Source organism: Streptomyces flavalbus (genome assembly GCF_042674625.1).
In the GTDB taxonomy this organism is placed as follows: Bacteria; Actinomycetota; Actinomycetes; order Streptomycetales; family Streptomycetaceae; genus Streptomyces; species Streptomyces flavalbus.
On the sequence record NZ_JBHTEB010000001.1, the window covers coordinates 4,347,322 to 4,370,028 of the forward strand.

At 71.5% G+C, this 22,707-nt stretch carries 24 protein-coding genes and 1 pseudogene; 17 read left to right on the forward strand and 8 right to left on the reverse strand.

Annotated elements, in window-relative coordinates; genetic code table 11:
• Positions 1-37: 37 nt before the first annotated feature.
• Entirely contained in the window at positions 38-1,699 is a 1,662-nt protein-coding gene (locus ACFQZ6_RS19575) for an ABC transporter permease (protein ID WP_381610943.1), read from the reverse strand.
• Positions 1,696-2,643: an ABC transporter ATP-binding protein gene (locus ACFQZ6_RS19580; RefSeq protein ID WP_381610945.1), complete on the reverse strand. Its 948-nt coding sequence runs from the start codon at positions 2,641-2,643 to the stop codon at positions 1,696-1,698. Before ACFQZ6_RS19580 ends, ACFQZ6_RS19575 begins: the two co-directional genes overlap by 4 nt.
• A gap of 104 nt (positions 2,644-2,747) precedes the next feature.
• Between ACFQZ6_RS19580 and ACFQZ6_RS19585 the strand changes: the two genes are divergently transcribed.
• Positions 2,748-3,245 (forward strand): GbsR/MarR family transcriptional regulator, encoded by a 498-nt coding sequence (locus ACFQZ6_RS19585; RefSeq protein ID WP_381610947.1) that lies wholly within the window; start codon positions 2,748-2,750, stop codon positions 3,243-3,245.
• A gap of 27 nt (positions 3,246-3,272) precedes the next feature.
• Here ACFQZ6_RS19585 and ACFQZ6_RS19590 read toward each other — a convergent pair whose 3' ends face one another.
• Positions 3,273-4,172 carry a diacylglycerol kinase family protein gene (locus tag ACFQZ6_RS19590; protein WP_381610949.1) on the reverse strand — a complete coding sequence of 300 codons (900 nt, stop codon included), beginning with the start codon at positions 4,170-4,172 and terminating at the stop codon, positions 3,273-3,275.
• Between the two features lie 210 nt (positions 4,173-4,382).
• Here ACFQZ6_RS19590 and ACFQZ6_RS19595 point away from each other — a divergent pair, with 210 nt between their 5' ends.
• On the forward strand, positions 4,383-5,666 hold the full coding sequence (locus ACFQZ6_RS19595) for an adenylosuccinate synthase (protein ID WP_381610951.1): 1,284 nt from the start codon (positions 4,383-4,385) through the stop codon (positions 5,664-5,666).
• Between the two features lie 131 nt (positions 5,667-5,797).
• On the opposite strand, the gene ACFQZ6_RS19600 is transcribed toward ACFQZ6_RS19595, so the two are convergent.
• The 3 genes from ACFQZ6_RS19600 to ACFQZ6_RS19610 form a co-directional block, all read right to left on the reverse strand.
• Positions 5,798-6,448: a hypothetical protein gene (locus tag ACFQZ6_RS19600; RefSeq protein WP_381610953.1), complete on the reverse strand. Its 651-nt coding sequence runs from the start codon at positions 6,446-6,448 to the stop codon at positions 5,798-5,800.
• 146 nt (positions 6,449-6,594) lie between these two features.
• Positions 6,595-7,299 (reverse strand): GntR family transcriptional regulator, encoded by a 705-nt coding sequence (locus ACFQZ6_RS19605; protein ID WP_381610955.1) that lies wholly within the window; start codon positions 7,297-7,299, stop codon positions 6,595-6,597.
• Between the two features lie 131 nt (positions 7,300-7,430).
• On the reverse strand, positions 7,431-8,786 hold the full coding sequence (locus tag ACFQZ6_RS19610) for an aspartate aminotransferase family protein (RefSeq protein ID WP_381610957.1): 1,356 nt from the start codon (positions 8,784-8,786) through the stop codon (positions 7,431-7,433).
• Between the two features lie 308 nt (positions 8,787-9,094).
• Between ACFQZ6_RS19610 and ACFQZ6_RS19615 the strand changes: the two genes are divergently transcribed.
• Positions 9,095-10,918, forward strand: coding sequence for a serine/threonine-protein kinase (locus tag ACFQZ6_RS19615; RefSeq protein ID WP_381610958.1), 1,824 nt, complete (start codon positions 9,095-9,097; stop codon positions 10,916-10,918).
• Between the two features lie 289 nt (positions 10,919-11,207).
• Here ACFQZ6_RS19615 and ACFQZ6_RS19620 read toward each other — a convergent pair whose 3' ends face one another.
• Positions 11,208-11,972 (reverse strand): SLATT domain-containing protein, encoded by a 765-nt coding sequence (locus ACFQZ6_RS19620; protein ID WP_381610960.1) that lies wholly within the window; start codon positions 11,970-11,972, stop codon positions 11,208-11,210.
• A gap of 264 nt (positions 11,973-12,236) precedes the next feature.
• Between ACFQZ6_RS19620 and ACFQZ6_RS19625 the strand changes: the two genes are divergently transcribed.
• Genes ACFQZ6_RS19625 through ACFQZ6_RS19635 form a run of 3 tightly spaced genes read left to right on the forward strand, consistent with a single transcriptional unit; the run spans position 12,237 to position 13,894 of the window.
• Positions 12,237-12,578 (forward strand): YbaB/EbfC family nucleoid-associated protein, encoded by a 342-nt coding sequence (locus ACFQZ6_RS19625; protein ID WP_381610962.1) that lies wholly within the window; start codon positions 12,237-12,239, stop codon positions 12,576-12,578.
• 58 nt (positions 12,579-12,636) lie between these two features.
• A complete protein-coding gene (gene recR, locus ACFQZ6_RS19630; protein WP_093721911.1) occupies positions 12,637-13,236 on the forward strand; it encodes a recombination mediator RecR in 600 nt (199 codons plus the stop codon).
• Positions 13,229-13,894 (forward strand): DUF5063 domain-containing protein, encoded by a 666-nt coding sequence (locus ACFQZ6_RS19635; protein ID WP_381610964.1) that lies wholly within the window; start codon positions 13,229-13,231, stop codon positions 13,892-13,894. Before recR ends, ACFQZ6_RS19635 begins: the two co-directional genes overlap by 8 nt.
• A gap of 104 nt (positions 13,895-13,998) precedes the next feature.
• Here ACFQZ6_RS19635 and ACFQZ6_RS19640 read toward each other — a convergent pair whose 3' ends face one another.
• Positions 13,999-14,430 (reverse strand): hypothetical protein, encoded by a 432-nt coding sequence (locus ACFQZ6_RS19640; RefSeq protein ID WP_381610965.1) that lies wholly within the window; start codon positions 14,428-14,430, stop codon positions 13,999-14,001.
• 77 nt (positions 14,431-14,507) lie between these two features.
• Between ACFQZ6_RS19640 and ACFQZ6_RS19645 the strand changes: the two genes are divergently transcribed.
• The 11 genes and pseudogenes from ACFQZ6_RS19645 (at position 14,508) to ACFQZ6_RS19695 (ending at position 22,692) form a co-directional block, all read left to right on the forward strand.
• Positions 14,508-15,317 (forward strand): helix-turn-helix domain-containing protein, encoded by an 810-nt coding sequence (locus ACFQZ6_RS19645; RefSeq protein WP_381618456.1) that lies wholly within the window; start codon positions 14,508-14,510, stop codon positions 15,315-15,317.
• Positions 15,314-15,502: a DUF397 domain-containing protein gene (locus ACFQZ6_RS19650; RefSeq protein ID WP_381610967.1), complete on the forward strand. Its 189-nt coding sequence runs from the start codon at positions 15,314-15,316 to the stop codon at positions 15,500-15,502. The genes ACFQZ6_RS19645 and ACFQZ6_RS19650 overlap by 4 nt, the downstream gene beginning before the upstream one ends.
• Before the next feature lie 348 nt (positions 15,503-15,850).
• Positions 15,851-16,324, forward strand: a complete 474-nt coding sequence (locus ACFQZ6_RS19655; RefSeq protein WP_381610969.1) for a hypothetical protein — start codon at positions 15,851-15,853, stop codon at positions 16,322-16,324.
• A 41-nt stretch (positions 16,325-16,365) separates the two neighbouring features.
• Positions 16,366-16,560 (forward strand): hypothetical protein, encoded by a 195-nt coding sequence (locus ACFQZ6_RS19660; protein WP_381610971.1) that lies wholly within the window; start codon positions 16,366-16,368, stop codon positions 16,558-16,560.
• A 58-nt stretch (positions 16,561-16,618) separates the two neighbouring features.
• Positions 16,619-16,894 carry a hypothetical protein gene (locus ACFQZ6_RS19665; RefSeq protein WP_381610973.1) on the forward strand — a complete coding sequence of 92 codons (276 nt, stop codon included), beginning with the start codon at positions 16,619-16,621 and terminating at the stop codon, positions 16,892-16,894.
• On the forward strand, positions 16,891-17,280 hold the full coding sequence (locus ACFQZ6_RS19670) for a hypothetical protein (protein ID WP_381610975.1): 390 nt from the start codon (positions 16,891-16,893) through the stop codon (positions 17,278-17,280). The genes ACFQZ6_RS19665 and ACFQZ6_RS19670 overlap by 4 nt, the downstream gene beginning before the upstream one ends.
• Positions 17,281-17,349: 69 nt before the next feature.
• Positions 17,350-17,592: pseudogene (locus ACFQZ6_RS19675) on the forward strand (Uma2 family endonuclease); the annotation flags it as partial.
• A 372-nt stretch (positions 17,593-17,964) separates the two neighbouring features.
• Entirely contained in the window at positions 17,965-19,242 is a 1,278-nt protein-coding gene (locus tag ACFQZ6_RS19680) for an aspartate kinase (protein WP_381610977.1), read from the forward strand.
• Complete coding sequence (locus ACFQZ6_RS19685; protein ID WP_381610979.1) at positions 19,239-20,291, forward strand: aspartate-semialdehyde dehydrogenase; 1,053 nt, start codon at positions 19,239-19,241, stop codon at positions 20,289-20,291. The genes ACFQZ6_RS19680 and ACFQZ6_RS19685 overlap by 4 nt, the downstream gene beginning before the upstream one ends.
• Positions 20,292-20,782: 491 nt before the next feature.
• The gene (locus tag ACFQZ6_RS19690) at positions 20,783-21,463 is read left to right on the forward strand and encodes a SigE family RNA polymerase sigma factor (RefSeq protein WP_381610981.1); all 681 of its coding nucleotides are present in this window, start codon (positions 20,783-20,785) and stop codon (positions 21,461-21,463) included.
• On the forward strand, positions 21,460-22,692 hold the full coding sequence (locus ACFQZ6_RS19695) for a hypothetical protein (protein WP_381610983.1): 1,233 nt from the start codon (positions 21,460-21,462) through the stop codon (positions 22,690-22,692). Before ACFQZ6_RS19690 ends, ACFQZ6_RS19695 begins: the two co-directional genes overlap by 4 nt.
• Positions 22,693-22,707: the final 15 nt, after the last annotated feature.

A 22,707-nucleotide genomic window follows, 5' to 3' on the forward strand; every position in this document is an offset into this window, starting at 1 on the left:
CGGGCCGCCGGAGGTTCCGTGGCGAAGGACGACGGTGCTACTTCGTCTCCAGGTCACGGCGTCGGAAGCCCGCCAGACCCAGCCACACCAGGCCCGCCGCGACCAGCGTCAGCGACAGCATCGGCGTCCAGGACATCTCCTCGGCGGGGAGCTGCGGGACGTGGCCGAAGGGCGAGAGGTTGTTCATCCAGTCCGGGAACTGGAGGATCTGCCCGAGGTAGCCGACGACGAAGGCGTACACCGGCACCACCCACGCCACCGAGCTGGCCCCCGGGAACCAGCCGAACAGCACCACCGCGACCCCGACGGTCACCCACAGCGCGGGCGCGTAGGCGACGGCCGCGCCCACCAGCTCCCACAGCATCCCGGCGTCACCGAGGGACGCCGCGCCGGAGATGCCGAAGCCGAGCCCGGCGAGCAGCAGCACCAGCGTGCCGCCGCCCATCGCCACCGCCAGGTGGGCGCCGACCCAGTGGGTGCGGGACAGGCCCGTGGCGAGGAGCGGTTCGGCGCGGCCAGCGGTCTCCTCGGAGCGGGGGCGCAGCGCCGCCATGACGACGTACACCGCCGCCACCACCGTGATCACGACCATCACCATCGACGCGAACGACTCGGCGATGGTGGCGCCGCCGATGCGGTCCAGGGCGTCCTGGATCTGGTCGACGTCCTTCAGCATGTCCTCGGCGTCCCCGAGGATCGAGCCGTACATCGCGCCCATCAGGAACAGGCCGACGCCGAAGCCGACCAGCATCCCCCGGTGCAGCCGCAGCGCGAAGCCGAGCGGGGTCGCGAGCGCGTCGGAGGCGACCGGGCTGCCCAGCTTCTCCGGGCGCAGTCCGGCGCCGACGTCCCGTCGGGTGGACAGCACGAACCCCGTCGCCGCGCAGCCCACGGCGAGCGCCACGCAGAGCAGCAGTGGCGCCCAGTTGTCGTCCACGTAGGGGTAGGTGCGCTGCGCCCAGCCGATGGGGGAGAGCCAGGACAGCGCGCTGCTGGAGCCGCTGTCGCCCGCCGCGCGCAGTACGTACGCCACGCCGATGACCGCCATCGCCATGCCGCTCGCGCCCCGGGTGTGCGCCGTGAACTGCACGGTGACCGTGGCGACGGCGGCGAAGACGATGCCGACGGCGGCGTGGTCGGCGCCGAAGAGCAGCGATCCGGCGGCGTCGACGCCGTCGATGCCGAGGCCGGGCAGCGCGAGGGCGAACAGCAGGGCGAGGGCGAGGTTGGCGAGGACGGCGACCGACAGCGCGGCGGCGAGGTGCGCGTGCCGTCCGACGACGGTGGAGCGCAGCAGCTCGGCGCGGTTGGTCTCCTCCTCGGCGCGGGTGTGCCGGGTGATGACCAGGACGCTCATCAGGCCGACGAGGACGGCCGTGAAGCCGATCATCTGGTGGCCCAGCATGGAGCCGAAGGTGTAGTCGTCGAGGTAGTGGCGCGGGCCGGACAGGGCGAGCCCGGCGGGGCTGCCCATGCTGTCGGCGATGTTGGCGCGGTCCTCGGCGTCCGGGTAGAGGGTCTTGAAGTTCTGCGCCGTCATCGCGGTGCCGAGGAACAGCGCGAGGATCCACACCGGCAGCCGGACCCGGTCCCGGCGCAGCGCGAACCGGATCAGGGTGCCGGTCCCGGCGAGGGCGTTGCCGCCGGTCACCGGCCGGGTGGGCGCCTCGGCGGCGGGGGTCGCGGTCGAGGTGCTCATCGCACGGCCCCGTCGGCGGAGCGGGTGTCGGCGGACGCGCCGCCGTGTCCGTTGGCGGCGAGTTCGTCGCCGTAGTGGCGCAGCATCAGCTCCTCCAGGGTCGGCGGGTGGCTGATCAGGCTGCGGATGCCGAACTCGGTGAGCTTGCGGACCGCGCCGTCGACCTGGGCGCCGTCGACGTCGAAGCGGACCCGGCCGTCGACGGTCTGGAAGTTGTGCACGCCGGGGAGGGCGTCGAGGCCGTCGGCGGGGCGTACCGTCTCCGCCTCGATGGTGGTGCGGGTCAGGTGCCGCATCTCGGTGAGGGTGCCGGACTGCACGGCCTTGCCGAGCCGGATGATGCTCACCCGGTCGGCGAGCTTCTCGACCTGGGCCAGGATGTGGCTGGAGAGCAGGACGGTCTTCCCGGCGGCCTTGGCCTCGACGATGACGTCCTGGAAGACGACCTCCATCAGCGGGTCGAGGCCCGCCGTCGGCTCGTCGAGCAGCAGCAGTTCGGCGTCGGAGGCGAGCGCGGCGACGATGGCGACCTTCTGCCGGTTGCCCTTGGAGTAGGCGCGGCCCTTCTTGGTCGGGTCCAGGTCGAAGCGCTCGATCAGGTCGGCCCGGCGCTGCTTGTTCAGGCCGCCGCGCAGCCGGGCGAGCAGGTCGATGGCCTCGCCGCCGGTGAGGTTGGGCCACAGTTCGACGTCGCCGGGGACGTAGGCGAGGCGGCGGTGCAGTTCGACCGCGTCGGCCCACGGGTCGTGGCCGAGCACCTGGGCGGCGCCGGAGTCGGCGCGCAGCAGGCCCAGCAGGACCCGGATCGTGGTGGACTTCCCGGCGCCGTTGGGGCCGAGGAAGCCGTGGACCTCGCCGGTCTCGACGTCCAGGTCGAGTCCGTCCAGCGCGTGTGTCCGCCCGAAGGACTTGTGGAGTCCGGAGACGGTGATGGCCTTGGTCATGGTCCGAACGTACCGTCATCTTCACAAACTTGTGAAGTTAAGGAACCGTATAAATCGCCCGTACACTTGGGGGCAGGCGTACGACCTGGGGAGATGATGCGGCCATGGCGGATACGGAGGCGTTGGGCCCGGACGCGGAGTCCCTGTCGAGGTTCGTCGAGCACTTCGCCGCCCAGCTCGTGGAGGCCGGTATCCCGCGGATGCCCGCCCGCGTCTTCACGGCGCTGCTCGCCTCCGACACCGGCGTCCTGACCTCCGCCGAACTGGGCGAACAGCTCAAGGTCAGCCCCGCCGCCGTCTCCGGAGCGGTGCGCTACCTCGCCCAGGTCCACCTGGTCTCACGGGAGCGCGAGCCGGGGTCACGGCGGGAGCGGTACCGGGTGCACAGCGACCAGTGGTACGAGTCCCTGACCAACCGCGGCGCGATCCTCAAGCGGTGGGAGGACGCCGTCCGCGACGGCGTCACCAGCCTCGGCCCGGACAGCCCGGCGGGCCGCCGCCTCAGCGAGACCCTCGCGTTCTTCGAGTTCGTCGAGACGGAGGTCGAGGGCATGATGGAGCGCTGGCGCGCCCACCGGGAGACGCTCTTCGGCGACCGGTGAGGGCTCACCGACGTGCGGACCCGTACGTCACCCCGCCGCCACCGGCAGCATCAACCCCCACGCCCCCTCCCGCACCGTCCACGTCCGGGTCCGTACCGGGCCCGAGACCACCGCGTCCGCGCGGTAGCGGAAGTGGGCGCCCGACACGGTCACCGTCCGGCCCTCCGCGCGCAGCGGCGACGCCTCCGCGCCCACCGACGCCGGGCGCACCTCGACGGCCGCGACCCCCAGCGCGCCCGGCGTGAGGGAGACGCCCTGCACGGGCTGGTCCAGGTCGACCAGCGTCACCCCGTCGACCTCCACCCGCAGCCGCGCCGGGCCCGGCTCGGGCGCCGTACCGCGCGACGGGCGGGCGGGGACGAGGGTGCGCACGAGGGACTGGCAGTGCCGCAGCCAGGGCCGGGCGACCAGGCTCGGGTGGCCCACCGCCCCGGCGACCGGGTCCCCCTCGGCCTCCTTCGCCTCCGCTGAGGCGTCCTGCTGCCGCGGCCCGAGCGGCGGGATGCCCACCGTCCCGAGCACCACCCCGTCACTGTCGTCCACCAGCAGGTCCAGGCGCCGCTCGGCCCCGTCCAGGACGGCCCGCGCCGCCGCCACCGCCCCGGTCGGCACGCCCAGCGACCGGGCCAGCCCCAGCGCCCGCCCGACCGGCACCACGGACAGCGCGCACCCGGTCAGCTCGCGGTGCCGGTGCAGCACGGACACCGCCCGCAGCAGCGCCCGGTCGTCCCCGACGAGGACGGGCCGCCGGGAGCCGCGCCGCCGTAGCGCGCGGGCGAATTCCTCGGGCCCCTCGGGCAGGCTCACCTTGGCGGTGGCACCCGCGCTGAGTACGTCCTTCGCGATCCGTACGGACTCGCCGTCGGCCCGTCGGGCGACCGGATCGATGAGCACCAGCAACTGGTCGGGGGTCGCCACCTCGGTCATGCCTCGCTTCCTCGGGTAGCATCTTTGTGCAAGAGCCCCTATCGCGATTGCGCCAGGGGCTTCGTCTATTTCCGGGGCATCCGGGTCTGACGGGTACACGGCCGACGACGGCCGTCGGTGGCCGACGAGGGTTGCCGGGGTACAGGGCACGCTCCGTGCCGTGTACGCCCCCGACCTTGGACATGCCCCGCCCGGAAGGGGTGTACGCGCGTGCCCGCACTTGTGCTGCTCGGTGCTCAGTGGGGTGACGAAGGCAAGGGAAAGGCCACCGACCTGCTCGGTGGCTCGGTGGACTACGTGGTGCGTTACCAGGGCGGTAACAACGCTGGCCACACGGTGGTCGTGGGCGATCAGAAGTACGCCCTCCACCTCCTCCCTTCCGGAATCCTGTCCCCCGGCTGCACGCCGGTCATCGGCAACGGCGTCGTCGTCGACCCGTCGGTCCTGCTCTCCGAGCTGAGCGGACTGAACGACCGCGGCGTCGACACCTCCAAACTCCTCCTCAGCGGCAACGCGCACATCATCACGCCGTACAACGTCACCGTCGACAAGGTGACGGAGCGCTTCCTCGGCAAGCGGAAGATCGGCACGACCGGGCGCGGCATCGGACCGACGTACGCGGACAAGATCAACCGCGTCGGCATCCGGGTGCAGGACCTGTACGACGAGTCGATCCTCACCCAGAAGGTGGAGGCGGCCCTCGACGTCAAGAACCAGCTCCTCACCAAGCTCTACAACCGCCGCGCGATCGCCGTGGACCAGGTCGTGGAGGAGCTGCTGGGCTACGCGGAGCAGCTCCGCCCGTACGTCGCCGACACCGTGCTCGTCCTCAACCAGGCCCTGGAGCAGGACAAGGTCGTCCTCTTCGAGGGCGGCCAGGGCACGCTCCTCGACATCGACCACGGCACGTACCCCTTCGTCACCTCCTCCAACCCGACCGCGGGCGGCGCCTGCACGGGCACCGGCGTCGGGCCGACGAAGATCAGCCGCGTCATCGGCATCCTGAAGGCGTACACCACCCGCGTCGGCGCGGGCCCGTTCCCGACGGAGCTGTTCGACGAGGACGGCGAGGCGCTGCGCCGGATCGGCGGCGAGCGGGGCGTGACGACCGGCCGGGACCGCCGCTGCGGCTGGTTCGACGCGGTCATCGCCCGCTACGCGACCCGCGTGAACGGCCTGACGGACTTCTTCCTCACCAAGCTCGACGTGCTCACCGGCTGGGAGCAGATCCCGGTCTGCGTCGCGTACGAGATCGACGGCAAGCGCGTCGAGGAGCTGCCGTACTCGCAGTCGGACTTCCACCACGCCAAGCCGGTCTACGAGACGCTGCCGGGCTGGTCCGAGGACATCACCGGCGCGAAGTCCTTCGCCGACCTGCCGAAGAACGCGCAGGCGTACGTGAAGGCCCTGGAGGAGATGTCCGGCGCCCCGATCTCCGCGATCGGCGTGGGTCCGGGCCGCGACGAGACGATCGAGATCAACTCGTTCCTGTAGGCCCCGGAGTCCGTGCGGTCCCCGTAGGTCCCGGAGTCCGTGCGGTCCCCGCACGTCCATGAGGTAGCCCCGGTCGGCTCTGTGCGCGGCCGGGGTTCGCCCGCCCGGCGATCTCCGCGGCATGGCCCTGGTCAGCTGAAGACGATCATCGAGCCCTGCGCCAGGCTGCGCGTCGCCGCCGCGTGCAGGCCCAGCCAGACGTGCCGCTCGCGGGCGAACGGGCTGGGGTCGTAGGGCGCGGGTACGGCGGGTTCCTCCAGCGCGGTGGGGGCGTGCGGGGCGTCGGGGGCCGCCGGGGGGTTGGCCGGGTCGATGCCGATCGACGGGGCCACCAGCTCCAGTTCCCGCAGCAGGGCCTGCGAGGAGCCCAACGGGCCGCCGCCCGCGAGGAGTTCGTCGTTGGAGAGCGGGTGCGGGAAGTCGACGGGCACGTACGCGCCCGCGTGGTCGTAGTGCCAGACGAGGTGGGACTGCTGCGCCGTCGCCTCGAACATCTCCAGCAACTGCTCGTAGTCACCGCCGAGCGCGTCCACCGGCGTCACCGGCAGTCCGCAGACCTGCAACAGGTAGGCGCGGCGCAGGAAGTGCAGCGCGTCGTAGTCGAACCCGGCGACCGGGGCGACGTCACCGGAGAGCCCCGGCATGTACTGGTAGACCGGCACCGGTGGCAGCCCGGCCTCCGCCAGGACCTTGTTGTATTGCGCGAGTTCCTCGGCGAACGGGTTGTCGGGCGTGTGGCACAACACGTCGACGAGCGGTACCAGCCACAGGTCACAGGCCAAAAGAGGCTCCTCGCGAAGACGGTGGTCAGGGAAGGGTAGTCGGTACGGCAGGGGGTCGGCTCCCCTCGTGCAGGTCCCATACCCGCACCGCACCGCCCCACGACTGGAAACGCTCCTCAGCCGTTCGCCGGTTCCTGGGTGAGGCCTCAGTCGTTCGCCAGTTCCTCGACGAGGGAGAGCGCGTGCGCGTTGCACTCGGCGATCACCGCGCGGGCCCGCTCCATATCGCGGAGCACCAGCGCGTCGACGAGTTCGGTGTGCCCGGCCCACAGCCGTCCGCGCAGATCGGTCAGCCGCCGCAGCCGCTGCACGGTGCACACCCAGGACTGCACGCGCAGCCGGTGCAGGAAGTCCACGAGGTACGTGTTGCCGAACAGGGCGCTCAACTCACGCCAGAACCGCAGGTCATAGCCGATCAGCACGGTCAGGTCGCCGCACCGCGCCGCGCGCTGCGCCTCCTCGCCGCGCCGCCGTACGCCCGCCAGCGCGGCGGCGGTGCGCGGGTCCCCGGGGTCCTGGCCGACGGCGCCCTGCCCGCGGCCGAGCGCGTGGAACATCCCGTCGATGACCAGGCTGCGGGCCTCGACGAGGCTGCGGAAGTCGGTGACGGAGTACTCGCGGACGTGGAAGCCGCGGTGCTGGTCCGCCTCCAGGAGCCCCTGCGCGGACAGGTCGACGAGCGCCTCGCGGACCGGCGTGGCCGAGACGCCGTACTGCTCCGCGATCTCCTTGACCGTGAACTCCTGCCCCGGCTGGAGCCGTCCGGCCAGCACCTCGTCCCGTAGCGCGTCCGCGATCTGCTGGCGCAGGGTGCTGCGGGTCACGGCGCCGTTGCCGGGGGTGCCGGGCATGGTGGGGTGTCTCCCCTCGTCGCGCGCGATGGCGTGCTCGTTTCGTTCAGGTCTTCGAGCACGCCACCTTACGCGTTCACGACGACGACGGTTTGCCCGTTACCGACGTATTGCTCCCTGTGGTCGCCGTCTCACTCCGTGTACTCGTCGGCCACCGAGAGCGCCGCGTCCAGCGCCGCGAGGCCCTCCTTCAGCTCGGCCTCGGTGACGTTGCACGGCGGGACGACATGCGTGCGGTTCATGTTCACGAACGGCCAGATCCCGCCCGCCTTGGCCGCCGCCGCGAACGCCGCCATCGGGGCGTTGGCCTCCCCGGTCGCGTTGTACGGCACCAGCGGCTCCCGGGTCTCCCGGCTGCGCACCAGCTCCAGCGCCCAGAACATGCCGACGCCGCGCACGTCGCCGACGCTCGGGTGCCGCTCGGCCAGCTCGCGCAGCGCCGGTCCGAGGACGTCGGCGCCGAGCCGGGCGGCGTTCTCCACGACGCCCTCCTCCGCCATCACGTTGATCGTGGCGACGGCGGCGGCGCAGGCCAGCGGGTGCCCGGAGTACGTCAGCCCGCCCGGGTACGGCCGCCGCGCGAACGTCTCCGCGATCGCGCCGGAGATGGCGACACCGCCGAGCGGCACGTACCCGGAGTTCACGCCCTTGGCGAAGGTCATGAGGTCGGGCGTGACGCCGTACAGGTCGGCCGCGAACCACTCACCCGTCCGCCCGAACCCGGCCATCACCTCGTCGAGCACGAGGACGACGCCGTACTTGTCGCAGATCTCCCGCACCCCGGTCAGATAGCCCGGCGGCGGCACCATGATCCCCGCCGTTCCCGGGATCGTCTCCAGGATGACCGCGGCGACGGTCTGCGGCCCCTCGAAGGCGATCGTCGTCTCCAGGTGTTCGAGCGCCCGCGCGCACTCCTGCTCCTCGGTCTCGGCGTAGAAGCGGGAGCGGTAGAGGAACGGCGCCCAGAAGTGCACCACGCCCGCGGTGCCGCTGTCGTTGGCCCAGCGGCGCGGGTCGCCGGTGACGTTGATGGCCTGCTGGGTGCCGCCGTGGTAGGAGCGGTACGCGGAGAGCACCTTGGGGCGGCCGGTGTGCAGCCGGGCCATGCGTAGGGCGTGCTCCACGGCGTCCGCGCCGCCGTTGGTGAAGAAGATCCTGTCCAGGTCGCCGGGGGTGCGCTCGGCGATCAGCCGGGCCGCCTCCGACCGCGCCTCGATCGCGAAGGCGGGCGCGAAGGTCGTCATCCGCGCGGCCTGCTCCTGGATCGCGGCGACGACCTTGGGGTGCTGGTAGCCGATGTTGGTGTAGACGAGCCCGCTGGTGAAGTCCAGGTAGCGGTTGCCGTCGTAGTCCCAGAAGCGGGAGCCCTCCGCGCCCGCGACGGCGAGCGGGTCGATGAGTTCCTGCGCGGACCAGGAGTGGAACACGTGCGCGCGGTCCGCGGCCTTCACTGCGGCGCCGACCTCGGGCGCTGGCTGAGGGGTCATGCGGGCGAGGGTAGATGTCCGCGATGCGGAAGCGGTATCGGCGTCCTGTTGCGCGGGGTGGGGGAATACGCGACAGGTTGTCGACGACCGGGGCCGGGTGGACGGGTGTGGCGGGCCGGTGCGGAACCGTGGAGGTGGGGACGCGCGGGGCGTGCGTGGCGGGCGGTGCGGAACCGTGGAGGTGGGGACGCGCGGGGCGTGCGTGGCGGGCCGTTACGGAACCGTGCAGGCACCGCGTCCGATCGCCCGCGCCGCCGCACTATTCTCACGTCAAGGCGGGGGTGTACGGAGGGGGAGGGCGGTGCGGCATGGAGAAGCTGGGGCCCGGGGAGCCGGAGCGGATTGGCGCGTACCGGTTGCTGGCGCGGCTCGGCGCCGGGGGCATGGGGCAGGTCTACCTGGCCCGTTCCGACCGGGGACGCACGGTCGCCGTGAAGCTGGTCCGGCGTGAACTGGCCGCGCAGGAGGAGTTCCGGGCCCGCTTCCGGCAGGAGGTGCGGGCCGCGCAGCGGGTCGGCGGCGCCTGGACCGCGCCCGTCCTGGACGCCGACACCGAGGCCGCCGTGCCCTGGGTCGCCACCGGCTACGTCGCCGGGCCCAGCCTCCAGCAGGTCGTCAGCCGGGACCACGGTCCGCTGCCCGAGCGCTCGGTGCGCATCCTCGCGGCCGGGCTGGCGCAGGCGCTGACCGACATCCACGCCGCCGGGATCGTGCACCGGGACCTCAAGCCGTCCAACGTGCTCGTCACCATCGACGGTCCCCGCGTCATCGACTTCGGGATCGCGCGGGCCCTGGAGACGGTGACCGACGGCGGCCTCACCCGCACCGGCGCGCTGGTCGGCTCGCCCGGCTTCATGGCGCCGGAACAGGTGCGCGGCGACCGCATCACCCCGGCCTGCGACGTCTTCTGCCTCGGCTCGGTCCTGGCGTACGCGGCGACCGGCCTGCTGCCCTTCGGCGGCGCCGACAGCGGGGTGCACGCGCTGATGTTCCGCATCGCCCAGGGGGACCCCGACCTCGGCACGGTCCCCGAGGGCCTGCTCGAACTCGTCGAGGAGTGCCTGCGCAAGGACCCCGCCGCCCGCCCCACCCTCGCCGAGATCCTGGAACGCACCGGCGCCGAGGACACCCTCGCCGACGGCCGCTCCCGCGAACCGTGGCTGCCGGGCGCCCTCGTCGCCCAGCTCGGACGGCACGCGGTGCGGCTGCTGGAGACGGAGGCGCCGGAAGGGGCGACCGCCCCTCGCGCGGGCGGCCCGGTGCCGTCCCCCGAGCACGCCCCCACCGCCGACGAGGGCGCCGCGCCCGACCGGCCGCACGGCGACAGCGCCCCCACCGACCGCCTCCCCACGATCGTCGTGGGACCGGGCGCCACGGCCGCGCCCCCGCCGCCCCCGCCCGCCCAGCAGCCCGCGGCGTACGGCCACCCGCACCCCCCGGCCTACGGCTACCCCCACGCCCCCCAGCACGCCTACGGCTCCACCCCGCCGTACGGCCCGCCGCCCGTCGGCCCCATGGTCACCGCGCCCTACGGCACGCCGGACGAGCCGCCGCGCCGCAACAGCCGTACCACCGCGCTGCTCGTCACGGTCGCGCTGGTGGTGGCGCTGGCGGCCGGGGGATCGGTGTACGCGCTGATGAGCCGGGGCGACGACCAGTCCAGCACGACGGCGGACCCCACCCGCTCCGCGACGACGGACCCGACCCCGACCTCCGAGGCCCCTTCGCCCACCCCGTCCGACTCGGCCTCCCCCTCCCCCGCCGACGACGAGGGCGCGGTCCCCACCGCCTACCTCGGCACCTGGACGACGACGATCGACAACGCGGCCGGTACCCACCCCCGCCGTCTCACCCTCCGCCAGGGCGAGGTCGGCGACACGGTGCTGAGCCTGGTCGCGGACGGCCCCATAGAGGGCGGCGGCAACTACCACTGCGTGTTCGAGGCGACCCTGACCGCGGCACCGGAGGACCCCGACGGCCCCCTGCGCATCGGCCCCTCCACGGTCACCGTCGGAGAACCGGCCACCGCGTGCAGCCCCGGCGAGGCCACCCAGGTCACCCTGCTCCCGGACGGCGGCCTGGAGCGGGTGAACACGAGCACGGGGGAGCGGCTGACGTACCGCAAGCGGTGACGGAGGTGCGGCGAGCGGCGAGCAGCCGCGCCGCCGTAGCTACGGGCAGCGGCTTCCGTCTCAGCCGCGGGCGGTCGCGCCCCTTCCTGGCTGCGGGCAGCCGTAAGCCTTCCTAGCTGCGGGCAGTCGTGCCGCTGGGGCGGCACGGGTGGGCGCAGCGGCACCCCGCAGCGCCGGGCTCCGCGCCCCACCCCCGGCCAGCGCACACCGACGGCTCCGGTCGGCGCCGGAGCGCGCAACGCCCCCCACTAACGCCGGGCACCAAGAACCCCCAGGCCAGCCGCCAGGCTCACCGCGGCTCCGGCGGCCGCTGCCGAGGCATGTTGGGCCGAGCCCCGTTCCCGGACGTCGGCAAAGAGAACCGCCCCACCCCCACCCCGGCCTCCCGCCCCCCACAAGCACAGGCAGCCCCACCCCCCACCCGCACCCCCCACGGCACAGCTCCCCCCACCCGAAACTCCACCACCCAGTCCCCCGTCTCCCCCCGCACCAACTCCCCCACGTCCTCCGAGAACCGCCGCAACACCCCAAGACACCGCTCCGCCGCCTCCCCCGCCGTCCCCTCCGCGGGCCCCAACACCTCCCGCACACTCTCCGCCGCCCAGTCGAACTGCAACGCCAGCAACCGCCGCTGCACCGCCTGCGCCGTGGCCACGTCCCGCATCCACCCGGACGTCACCCCGAAGAACCGGTCCACCCCCACACACGCCCCCGCCACCACCAGCGCCAGATACCCCCACACCGCCGCCCCACCCAGCACCCCCGCCAGATCCAGCAACGGCAACACGGCCCCCACGACACCCCCACCCGCGGCCCCACCCCGCAGCGCCCGCGCACACCGCCGCTTCCACACCCGCCCGACGAGGTACCAGGCCACGGTCTGGAGCGCCCCCCGCTCCACCCACCGGTACAGCTCGTCCAGCCGCTCCGCGGGCTCCCCCCAGTCACCGAGCGGAAACGCCCGCCCGGCCAGATCGCCCGGCCGCAGCCCGGCCGCACCCTCGTCCCGCCCGTCCCGCGGCGGCCTCTCGGGCTGCATCTCCGGCTGACCCACCCGGCACTCCCTACTGGTCAAAAAGTCAACGGTGTCCGGTGTGTCCGGCACGTACGTGGGACCCTTCCTACCGCCCAATGGGTGGCGAAGACGCCGGTATCACCGCTTTTCCGCCCGGAAGAGGGCGTTGATCAGGTATAGGCCACACCCGAGACTCACTCGAAAGAGTGGCGGGGCGAGCCCCGCAAGGACCACGTAGGCTCGACCCAGGAAGTAGGCAGGAAGTACGCAGGACAGGACGACCCGAAGGCGAGGGAGCCGATCGTGATCCCCGGTGGTGGCCAGCCCAACATGCAGCAGTTGCTTCAGCAGGCCCAGAAGATGCAGCAGGACCTGGCGAAGGCGCAGGAGGAACTGGCGCGGACCGAGGTCGACGGTCAGGCGGGCGGCGGCCTGGTGAAGGCCACGGTGACCGGCGCCGGAGAGCTGCGCGCCCTCGCGATCGACCCGAAGGCGGTGGACCCGGAGGACACCGAGACCCTCGCGGACCTGATCGTCGCCGCCGTCCACGCCGCCAACGAGAACGCGCAGGCGCTCCAGCAGCAGAAGCTCGGCCCGCTGGCCCAGGGCCTGGGCGGCGGCGGTATCCCGGGCCTGCCTTTCTAAGCGGGCGCGGGCCAACTACCGTACGTACCGAAAGACCAGTGGAAGGGACGGCAGTCCGTTGTACGAAGGCGTGGTCCAGGACCTCATCGACGAACTGGGGCGGCTGCCCGGCGTCGGTCCCAAGAGCGCGCAGCGGATCGCCTTCCACATCCTCCAGGCGGAACCGACGGACGTACGGCGGCTCGCCCAGGCACTGATGGAAGTGAAGGCGAAGGTCCGCTTCTGCGCGACCTGCGGCAACGTCGCGCAGGAGGAACTGTGCGGCATCTGCCGTGACGCCCGCCGCGACGCCTCGGTGATCTGCGTCGTGGAGGAGCCGAAGGACGTCGTCGCGATCGAGCGCACGCGTGAGTTCCGGGGCCGGTACCACGTCCTGGGCGGCGCGATCAGCCCGATCGAGGGCGTCGGCCCGGACGACCTGCGGATACGGGAACTTCTCGCGCGGTTGGCCGACGGGACCGTCACGGAACTCATCCTGGCGACGGACCCGAACCTGGAGGGCGAGGCGACAGCGACGTACCTCGCCCGCATGATCAAGCCCATGGGCCTGAAGGTCACCCGCCTGGCCAGCGGCCTCCCGGTGGGCGGCGACCTGGAATACGCGGACGAGGTCACCCTCGGCCGCGCCTTCGAGGGGAGACGACTCCTAGATGTCTGACGCCACGCTGCACGCGAAGAACCAGAACCCCGACGACTTCGCGGTCCAGATCGCGGACCAGATCGGCAGCTTCCTGGTCGCCGTGACGGAGGTCGCGAAGGGCGACGAACCGGACTCGGCGGTCCCCTTCCTCCTCCTTGAGGTCTCCCAGCTCCTCCTGGCGGGTGGTCGCCTCGGCGCCCACGAGGACATCGTCCCCGACGACCGCTACGAGCCCGACCCGGGCCCGGAGCAGGACGTGGACAGCCTCCGCGAGAACCTCGCCCGCCTCCTCGAACCGGTCGACGTCTACTCCGAGGTCTTCGACCCGTACGAGCCCCGCAAGGCCCCGGTCCCGGCCCGCATCTCCGACGACCTGGCCGACGTGATCGCCGACCTCCGCCACGGCATGGTCCACTACCGCGCGGGCCGCACCACGGAGGCCCTGTGGTGGTGGCAGTTCTCCTACTTCTCCAACTGGGGCTCCACGGCCTCCGCCACCCTCCGCGCCCTCCACTCGGTCCTGGCCCACGTCCGCCTCAACCAGCCCCTCGCGGAACTGGACGGCCTGGACACCGACCAGGGCATGGGCGACGACACCCTGGAGATCGAAGCGGGCGCGGTCATGGCAGAAGAAATCGCAGGCCCCCTGGGCCTCCGCTCTTCGGCTCCCCAGTAAAGGCGAGCGCTGATCCCCAGACGCCGACTGGGAGTCCCGCAGGCAGGCGGCGCGCACGGCGACCGAGGCGTACGTCGCGGGCTACCACCTGCGCGACATGACGGTCAGGCCGTACCCCGCCGCGCCTCCCTCTCGGTGAGGGTCGTCGCCTGGCGCAGGTGCTCCGGATCGACGTACGGCGCGGTGGCCGTCGGTTCGCTGTACCACCGCAGGGGCCAGGTGTTGCCGTCGAGCGCGGGGATGCCGATGTAGGTGACGGTCCGCGCGCCGCGCCCGCCGAACTGCTGCACGCCGAGCGGCCACGAGTGCCGCCGCACCTCGCCGGGCGCGAGCAGGAAGTACATCCACCGGAACCCGCTCACCTCACACACGACGGGCCCGGCGTCCCCGTCCGTCGCTTCGATCAGCCGCTCGGCGACGACCTCCCCACGCACACCCTCGATCCGTACGGCGTCGGAGTACACGCCGGTGACGCGCAGTTGGTGACCGGAGGCGGGCACCCAGTCGGGCGCGTGAATCACGTTGTTCATGGTCACACGGTGTCCGGTGCGGGCTACGCTCGGTAGTGACCCGGGTGATACACGCCGGGGTGTATCGGTCGGAGGTGCGCGCAGTGTCAGTCCAGTGCAACTCCCACTCGTCCCCGGCTGCGTGGCGCTACGGCGGCAACCAGTTGAAGCGCTGGCGCACGAAGGCGAATGTGAGCCGCGAGGAACTCGCTGCCGCTTCCAACTACTCCCCGGACACCATCAAGTCCATGGAGCAGGGAGTACGGATGCCCACGTCGCGAGTGCTCGACGTAGCGGACGAGTTGTGCCGGGCGGAGGGCTTACTGAGCGCGGCGAAGGAGTACCTCCAGAGGGAGAAGTTCCCCGCGCGGGCCCAGGACTTCATGGACCGAGAGAAGGAGGCCATCAGCCTCTGGTGGTACGAGCCCTTGCTCATCCCCGGGCCGCTGCAAACGGAGGCGTACGCACGGTTGTTGATCGGGGATCACGTCCCGACCCTTGACGACGAGACGGTTGAGCAGCGGGTCAAGGCCCGAGTGGAACGCCAGCAGATCCACACCCGTAAGCCGATGGTGGCGTGCAGCTACATCCTGTACGAGGCAGCCCTACGTGGCTCGTACGTGGATGAGAACCAGCTCCTGCACCTGTTGAGCGTGGGCAGGCTGCGCAACGTCTCGATCCACGTGCTTCCGTACAAGCGGGCCACGACCGCCGCACTGCACGGTGAGATGGTGCTGCTGGAGACGAAGGACCACGAGCGGCTGGCCTACACGGAAGCGCCCTCGGTCAGCCAGCTAACCGCTGATCCGAAAATCGTGAGCGCGCAGATCGAACGGCTTAGCATGATCCGCGGCATGGCCCTCGACCCGTACGAGTCGGCGCACTTCATCGAGCGGATGGTGGCGGACCAGTGAACGACGAGCTGAAGTGGTTGAAGTCGACCCACAGCGATGGCGAGGGCGGTGCCTGCGTCGAAGTAGCCCTCGAAACCCGCACCACCACCCACATCCGCGACTCCAAGAACCCCACCGGCCCGGAGATAACCATCACCGCCCCCGCCTGGAAGGCGTTCGTCGCCGCAGTTCAGCCCGGAGCTTGAGCTCCGGGAACCGAGCCCTTCCCATGGGTTTTTGGGTGGTTGGTTTGGTTGAAATCCAACCAACTAACCAAGCCTGTACGTGAGTTGAAGGCTCGTAGCTCGAAAGGGTGACGTTCCGTGCTCGACTTGCTTCGGAACGTAAAGCCGCTCTAGGTTCGCGGCAATAGATCGGCCCCGGTCGGTGCGCCAACACCGGCTCCGGGGCCTGGACCTACACATCGAATGGAACCCTCATCGATGGTGGCTTACGCCTACCCTAATCCCGTCCTTCCCTCCCCGTCCCACCCCATGGCCAAAACGGGGTACGGGAAACGCTCAACGGGTGACGAAGACCCGCACGCGGACCCGGTGTTCGCACACCTGAGCCTCCGCGCCCGCGAGGTAGCCGTCTTCGTCGACCACCTCGACGAGGGCCACTCGATGGCCCACAAGGTGCTCGCGGACGAACACCCCCGGTATGGCCAACAGGCCATCCGCACCGCGCTGAACCAGCTCATCGACGCCGGTCACCTGCGCTGGATCAAGGAACACATCACCCTCGACGACAACACCATGCGCTGGGTGACGCGCACGTACTGGTCGCGTACGCCCAGGTCAGAGGAGTGGTGGGCGGAGTTCACGCGGGAGCGCCACGGCAAGGACGTGACGAGGAACCACGCCCCCGGCCTGGCCCGCGCGGAGGAGCCCGAGCCGAAGCCCGAGCCCGCACAGCAGCCGGAGCCGGAACCCACCCCCGACGAGCCCAGCATCGCCCACCTGACCCTCGTAGAGCTGCGGGCGGCGGACCGGCGTATGGCGCTGAAGGGCTGCCCGCGACCGTGACCAACCCGGGCGGACTCGCCCGCAACCGACTGGAGACCAAGATGCCCCCGAAGCGAACCGACAAGACCGCCACGCCCCGCCCGACCGGCGGCCGAGTCACCCGTGCCCTGATGGCCTGCGGCTTCTGCGGCCAGGACGAACGCACGGTGTGGCTGGTGAGGGGCATCTGCGTCGAGTGCCGCAAGGAGATCGAAGAGGAGGAGAAGAGGGCGATCCCGGCCACGTTCCGCCCGTGACGGGGGGCGGCGGCGAGGCGCTGTTGCCGCAGCCCAAGCGGCGGATTACGTTCGTAATATGGCGGAGAAGGTGAAGTTCAGCGTGAGTGTGGATGCCGCCCTCGGAGAGGCCCTGCGGCGGTGCGCCGAAGAGGAGGACGAGCAGATCTCGGCAGTGGTCAGCCGGGCACTGGAGGAGTACCTCGGCAAGCGTCGCCGCCTCCGTGAGGGGCGGCGGGCGATGGAGGAGCACTTCGAGGAGCACGGATGGCCCACGTCCGAGGAACTGGCGGAGGCCGACGCGTGGGTCGACGACCTCTTCGGTGAGACGCGAGAGGAGCGCCGGAGCGCATGAGCCACGTCGTCTACGACACCGGTGCCCTGATCGCTGCCGTCAAGAACGACCAGCGCTTCCTCCGGCGGCACCTCCGTCTGCTCGACAGGGGGAGCACCCCGCTCGTCCCGGCGGGTGTCCTCGCCCAGGGGTGGGACTCCCGTCCGAAGGCGGCTGCTCTCCACCGTGTGCTGCGGGGCTGTGAGGTGCTGTCCTTCACCGAGAGTCTGGCGAGGGCGGCGGCGGTGCTGTGCCAGGAGGGCAAGACCTCGGACGTCATCGACGCCAGCGTCGTCCTCGCGTCCATCGCCTACGGCGGGGTGCCGATCATCACCGACGACCCGGGCGACATCCGCGCCCTCACCGAGGCAGCGAACCGTCGACACATCCGCGTCGAGCGCCCCTGATCCTGCCGCACGGCACCATGGTGCCGAGGAGGCGACGCCATGACCCCCAGGACCGAGCACCAGCCGCAGATGTCCGTCGAGGAGTTCGAGGAACTGGAACGCCATGCTCCGGAGACCGTGCGGCTGGAGTTCCTCAAAGGGAAGGTCCAGGTCAAGCCGGTGACCGACGACAAGCACGATCACATCATCGCCTGGTTGCAGCGGCTCACCATGCAGCACCGGCCTGAGCTGTGGCTTTACGGGGACCGTGGTGTGAAGGTCGAGCGGTACCGCAAGGGGCGGGCGCGCCCGGACGGGGTGCTCGCTCCGTTCGGGTTCCTGACAGAACACGGTGATTGGTCCGAGACGGCGGACGTACTCATGGTCGTCGAAGGTGAACAAGCCGTTCGGCGCCGAGGTGGCGCTTCCGGAGCCCGTGGGCTTCACCCTCGACACCGAGCCGCTGAAGGACTTCGCCACGTAGGCAAGGTGACCTCCCCCACTTTGCGGATGCCCCCGCCCCCGATGGGCATGTGCCAAGGCGAGCACCCCGGGCAACTGAGAGGAACCCACGGTGATCGCAGGGTGAGCGGGACGTCTCGCCATGTGGTACCGGGAGGGTGAATTTCGGGTGCTCGATAGACTGAGCCGACCGCAGTACATCTACGTACGTGCGGAAAGAGACGGATTGAGCGAGGAGCGCACGTGGGCCTTGTCGTGCAGAAGTACGGAGGCTCCTCCGTAGCCGATGCCGAGGGCATCAAGCGCGTCGCCAAGCGGATCGTGGAAGCGAAGAAGAACGGCAACCAGGTGGTCGCCGTCGTTTCCGCGATGGGCGACACGACGGACGAGCTGATCGATCTCGCCGAGCAGGTTTCCCCGATGCCTGCCGGGCGGGAACTCGACATGCTGCTGACCGCCGGAGAGCGGATCTCCATGGCCCTGCTGGCCATGGCGATCAAAAACCTGGGGCACAACGCCCAGTCGTTCACCGGCAGCCAGGCCGGGGTCATCACCGACTCGGTCCACAACAAAGCCCGGATCATCGACGTCACACCGGGCCGCATCCGGGCCTCGGTGGACGAGGGCAACATCGCCATCGTCGCCGGTTTCCAGGGCGTCTCGCAGGACAAGAAGGACATCACCACGCTGGGCCGCGGTGGGTCCGACACCACCGCCGTCGCGCTGGCCGCCGCCCTCGACGCGGAGGTCTGCGAGATCTACACCGACGTCGACGGCGTCTTCACCGCCGACCCGCGCGTGGTGAAGAAGGCGCGGAAGATCGACTGGATCTCGTTCGAGGACATGCTGGAGCTGGCCGCCTCGGGGTCCAAGGTGCTGCTCCACCGGTGTGTGGAGTACGCCCGCCGGTACAACATCCCGATCCACGTCCGGTCCAGCTTCAGTGGGCTCCAGGGCACCTGGGTCAGCAGTGAGCCGATTACGCGAGGGGAACAGCAGGTGGAGCAGGCCATCATCTCCGGTGTCGCGCACGACACCTCCGAGGCCAAGATCACGGTCGTCGGTGTGCCGGACAAGCCGGGCGAGGCTGCCGCCATCTTCCGCACGATCGCCGACGCCGAGATCAACATCGACATGGTCGTGCAGAACGTGTCGGCCGCCTCGACAGGGCTGACCGATATTTCCTTCACCCTGCCCAAGACCGAGGGCCGCAAGGCCATCGACGCCCTGGAGAAGAACCGGGCCGGCATCGGCTTCGACTCGCTCCGGTACGACGACCAGATCGGCAAGATCTCGCTGGTCGGGGCGGGTATGAAGACCAACCCGGGCGTCACCGCCGCGTTCTTCGAGGCGCTCAGCGACGCGGGGGTGAACATCGAGCTGATCTCGACCTCCGAGATCCGCATCTCGGTCGTCACCCGCGCCGACGACGTCAACGAGGCCGTCCGCGCCGTGCACACCGCCTTCGGGCTCGACTCCGACAGCGACGAGGCCGTCGTCTACGGAGGCACCGGGCGATGACCGGCCGACCGACGCTCGCGGTCGTGGGAGCGACCGGGGCCGTCGGCACCGTCATGCTCCAGATCCTGTCCCAGCACGCGGACATCTGGGGCGAGATCCGCCTGATCGCGTCGCCGCGCTCGGCTGGCCGCAAGCTGGCCGTGCGCGGTGCCGAGGTCGAGGTGGTGGCGCTGAGCGAGGAGGCTCTCGACGGCGTCGACATCGCCATGTTCGACGTCCCCGACGAGGTCTCCGCGCACTGGGCGCCCATCGCCGCCGCCAAGGGCGCGGTGGTCGTCGACAACTCCGGCGCCTTCCGGATGGACCCCGAGGTGCCGCTGGTCGTGCCCGAGGTCAATCCGCACGCCCTCCGCAACCGGCCGCGCTCCATCGTCGCCAGCCCGAACTGCACCACCCTGTCGATGATCGTCGCCCTGGGCGCGCTGCACGCCGAGTTCGGGCTGCGCGAGCTGGTCGTCTCCTCGTACCAGGCGGTGAGCGGGGCCGGACGCGCCGGGGTGGAGACCCTGCGGCAGCAGATCGCCCTCGTCGCCGGGACGGAACTGGGGACCAGCCCCGGTGACGTACGGCGGGCCGTCGGCGACAACACCGGGCCGTTCCCCGAGCCCGTCGCGCTGAACGTCGTACCGTGGGCCGGGTCGCTGCGCGAGGACGGCTGGTCGTCGGAGGAGATGAAGGTCCGCGACGAGTCCAGGAAGATTCTCTCGCTGCCTGGCCTGCCCGTCGCCGTCACGTGTGTACGGGTCCCCGTCGTCACCGGGCACTCGCTGACCGTCCACGCCCGCTTCGAGGGCGAGGTCACGGTGGACCGGGCCCGCGAAATCCTCGCCACCGCGCCCGGCGTGGTGCTGTGCGACGACCCGGCCGCCGGGGAGTTCCCCACCCCCGCCGACGTCGTGGGCACCGACCCGACCTGGGTGGGCCGGGTGCGGCGGGCCCTCGACGACCCCACGGCGCTCGAACTCTTCGTCTGCGGGGACAACGTACGCAAAGGCGCGGCCCTCAACACCGCGCAGATCGCGGAACTGGTCGCGGCGGAACGGATGTGAGGGCGTCCCGGGTGCGGTCCGCCGCCGAGGGCGTCCGGACGCGGTACGCCGCCGCGGTGGCCGGTTAACACCTGGCCATGTCCGGATCGATGCGTAAGATCATCTGGGCATGACAAGTGTGGGCCACATGTGATCCGGTTGGTGGTCCGGACCACTTGAACCGAACCCCCTTGGCGTTTGAGTATTTGCTCCCCGCCCTCCGCAACCGCGCGGCTGGCGGGAAGCGTCTTTGCGGACGCCCTTCCGGGGCCTGAGGACGTGCTCTACACGGCGTGGGGACGCCGTGCTCGCGGGCGTGGGGACGCCCGTTTCACTGGACATAGGGGAAGAGCGGGACGCATGAGGGCAAGTGACACACCGTCGGTCGTGCTGCCTGACGCGAGAACGACGACAAGGGCGACTTCCACCACAACGGCGCCGGGTGAGTCGTCCGGCGGGAAAGTGACGCCTGGCGCGTACAACCCCTACGGGGGGAGACGTGTCCAACAGACGTGGCAGAGGTACTCGACTACACAGCGGCGACGCGCGGCACGGCACTCCGGCCCGCCCCCAGGCCCTTCCGTCCCGGCCTGGCCGGCGCGCCCGGCGGCCTACCGGTGATCGCGCCGATGCCCGCAGCGCGGCCCGCCCGCATCCCAAGCCAGCGTGACGGTGCCGACCAGGTCGAGGCCGCGGCCGTCGGTACGACGGTCGACCACCTCACCGAGACCTACCGCGCCCACTACCGCTCCCTGCTCGGCCTCGCGGCCCTCCTCCTCGACGACACCGCGTCCTGCGAGGACGTCGTCCAGGAGGCGTTCATCCGCGTCCACTCCGCGCGCAAACGCGTCCGCGACCCGGAGAAGACCCTGGCCTATCTGCGGCAGACGGTCGTCAACCTCTCCCGCTCCGCGCTGCGCCGCCGCATCCTCGGGCTGAAGCTGCTGTCCAAGCCGATGCCGGACATGGCGAGCGCCGAGGAGGGCGCGTACGACCAGTTGGAGCGCGACTCCCTCATCCGGGCGATGAAGGGGCTCCAGCGCCGCCAGCGCGAGGTGCTCGTGCTGCGCTACTTCGCGGACATGACCGAGGCCCAGGTCGCCGAGACGCTCGGCATATCGCTGGGCTCGGTGAAGGCGTACGGCTCCCGCGGGATCGCGGCCCTGCGGGTCGCCATGGGGGCCTCGGCATGAGCGAGCGGCACGACGACGATCGTCCGGTGCGGCCCGTGCCGCCGGGCCGGGGAGATGATGAGCCGCAGCAGCAGGACACGCACACCGGGAACCGAACTGTGAACCACGGCCCCCATGACCAGCGATCCGAGAAGCACCCCGCGCCCGGTTCTGACGGGCTGACCTCAGCCGAGCTGGCTTCGGACGAGCTGATCGCGGACGACCTGCTCTCCGACGAGCTGGCGCTGCGGCGGATGCTCCAGCAGGCCGTACGGGAGATCGAGCCCAGCGACGGCACGCTGGAGCACCTGCGCCGTGCCGTGCCCGCGCGCCGCGCCCGCAAGCGGCAGGCCGCCGTCGGGCTCGCCGCCGCCGCGCTGTTCGTCGGCACCGCCATCCCCGCCGTACTGCACGTCTCCAACTCCTCCGGCGGCGACGCCAACCCCTCCATCGCCGGGCACGGCTCCGAGGCGCAGGGCGGGGCGAGCGAGGGCAAGGACAAGGGCGGCTCCGAGGGCACCGGCGGATCGTCCGGGCAGACCGAGAACCAGGGCGGTGGCGGCTCCGACCAGGGCGCCAAGAACAGCGGCGGCAGCGGCGGCGACGGACCCAGCGGCAGCACGGGCCCCTCGGCGAGCACCGAGGCCGACACGCCCGCGTGCACCTCGGCCCAGCTCAACAGCACCTCCTCGGTCGACCCGCCCGACTCCGTGGGCGCGGTCTACGGCACCTTCCGGATCACCAACATCTCCGGCAACGGCTGCACCGTCGACGCCCCGGGCACCGTCGACACCCTCGCGCAGGGCGCCGCCGACGCCACGCGGATCAGCGTGGTCAGCCACACCGCGGGCGACGCGGCGGGCAACCTGCCCGACCCGTCCCTGGAGGTCTCCTCGCTGCTGCTGAAGTCGGGGGACGCCTACGAGGTGAAGTTCGCCTGGGTGCCCTCCGAGACCTGCCCCAGCAACGGCGGCAGTTCCAGCGGCGGCACCGGTGGTGACACCGGCGGCGAGACCGGCGGCACCGACCCGTCGGCCGACCCGAGCCCGACGCAGAGCACCGGCACCCAGGGCAGCTCCACCGGCGGTGACACCGGGACGGCCACGCAGTTGCTGGGGGCGGAGGGCACGGCGGACGGCAGCGTGACGGTGTCGTACACGTCGGTGGCCGGGGCGCCCGCGGTGTCCGCGACGGTCTCCAACGCCTGCGCCGGGACGGTGTTCAGGACCGGGGTGCTGCCGACCGTCTGAGACGGCGCCGGTCGC

Coding starts and splice junctions, on each gene's coding strand:
- ACFQZ6_RS19610 (WP_381610957.1), bottom strand. CDS start 8,786: ATGACCCCTCAGCCAGCGCCCGAGGTCGGCGCCGCAGTGAAGGCCGCG.
- ACFQZ6_RS19670 (WP_381610975.1), top strand. CDS start 16,891: ATGAGCCACGTCGTCTACGACACCGGTGCCCTGATCGCTGCCGTCAAG.
- ACFQZ6_RS19590 (WP_381610949.1), bottom strand. CDS start 4,172: ATGACCGAGGTGGCGACCCCCGACCAGTTGCTGGTGCTCATCGATCCG.
- ACFQZ6_RS19665 (WP_381610973.1), top strand. CDS start 16,619: ATGGCGGAGAAGGTGAAGTTCAGCGTGAGTGTGGATGCCGCCCTCGGA.
- ACFQZ6_RS19635 (WP_381610964.1), top strand. CDS start 13,229: ATGTCTGACGCCACGCTGCACGCGAAGAACCAGAACCCCGACGACTTC.
- ACFQZ6_RS19685 (WP_381610979.1), top strand. CDS start 19,239: ATGACCGGCCGACCGACGCTCGCGGTCGTGGGAGCGACCGGGGCCGTC.
- ACFQZ6_RS19695 (WP_381610983.1), top strand. CDS start 21,460: ATGAGCGAGCGGCACGACGACGATCGTCCGGTGCGGCCCGTGCCGCCG.
- ACFQZ6_RS19585 (WP_381610947.1), top strand. CDS start 2,748: ATGGCGGATACGGAGGCGTTGGGCCCGGACGCGGAGTCCCTGTCGAGG.
- ACFQZ6_RS19575 (WP_381610943.1), bottom strand. CDS start 1,699: ATGAGCACCTCGACCGCGACCCCCGCCGCCGAGGCGCCCACCCGGCCG.
- ACFQZ6_RS19605 (WP_381610955.1), bottom strand. CDS start 7,299: ATGCCCGGCACCCCCGGCAACGGCGCCGTGACCCGCAGCACCCTGCGC.
- ACFQZ6_RS19580 (WP_381610945.1), bottom strand. CDS start 2,643: ATGACCAAGGCCATCACCGTCTCCGGACTCCACAAGTCCTTCGGGCGG.
- ACFQZ6_RS19615 (WP_381610958.1), top strand. CDS start 9,095: ATGGAGAAGCTGGGGCCCGGGGAGCCGGAGCGGATTGGCGCGTACCGG.
- ACFQZ6_RS19660 (WP_381610971.1), top strand. CDS start 16,366: ATGCCCCCGAAGCGAACCGACAAGACCGCCACGCCCCGCCCGACCGGC.